The organism is Pseudomonas sp. UM16 (assembly GCF_050312595.1).
Classification (GTDB): Bacteria; Pseudomonadota; Gammaproteobacteria; order Pseudomonadales; family Pseudomonadaceae; genus Aquipseudomonas.
This window is the reverse complement of sequence record NZ_JBNPJT010000060.1, coordinates 1-665: the sequence shown is the minus strand read 5'-3', so window position 1 is coordinate 665 and position 665 is coordinate 1. Positions and strand designations below refer to the sequence as shown.

1 pseudogene is annotated in these 665 nt (G+C 43.2%); it reads right to left on the bottom strand.

Annotated features, from left to right (window positions below):
- Positions 1-373 (bottom strand): annotated as a pseudogene (locus ACQRAX_RS25545) (hypothetical protein); the annotation flags it as partial.
- Between the last annotated feature and the right edge of the window lie 292 nt (positions 374-665).

Sequence of the window (665 nt, the reverse complement as noted above, 5' to 3'; positions counted from 1 at the left end):
TTATCCCTGCAAGCCATTTTAAAAACTTTAGAGCCCACTCCGGAAAATCTTTCCACTTGCAATATTCCACTCCAGATTGAGTGAAGCGATAAGCAAACTGCATTCTTTGATGAGTGATAGACACCAAGGAAATACTTACACTAGAAAAAAACAACAGCGTTAGAAGACCGCTAAAAATAGGCTCATCGCCCATACTCAGAAATATCAGAATCGAACCAATCATTATTGCAGCAAAACAAAACCAAAACATCAAATCAGCTACAAACGTATTATAATTGCGCGCCCGAATTGTCCAACCCAACAATTCGGGCTCATGCGAAAATTTCCATTTAAGCTGCGACGGCAGCTCAAGGTCATTATTGAATTTAAACACTGAAGCGTCCACTAATTAGTTTAATCTGGAACATCCAGCTTTAAGAGTTTGGTATTTTTATTGGCCAGCACTCGGGCTGGCTGCGGGACTATCGGCCCAGAATTCCCAAAGTCTGGTATTACTCTTGCGAGTGGTAAGTATAGTCCGCTGGACAGACTCTATTTCTTGGTCCTTCCGACAATGCTCCAGGCAACGTTGGATCGACCCAGTTGCCATCGAGAAACTGGGCCAATTGCCACCAACGCTCAACCATTAATCTGTACTGAGCGGCACGTTAACTTTCGCCTTAATA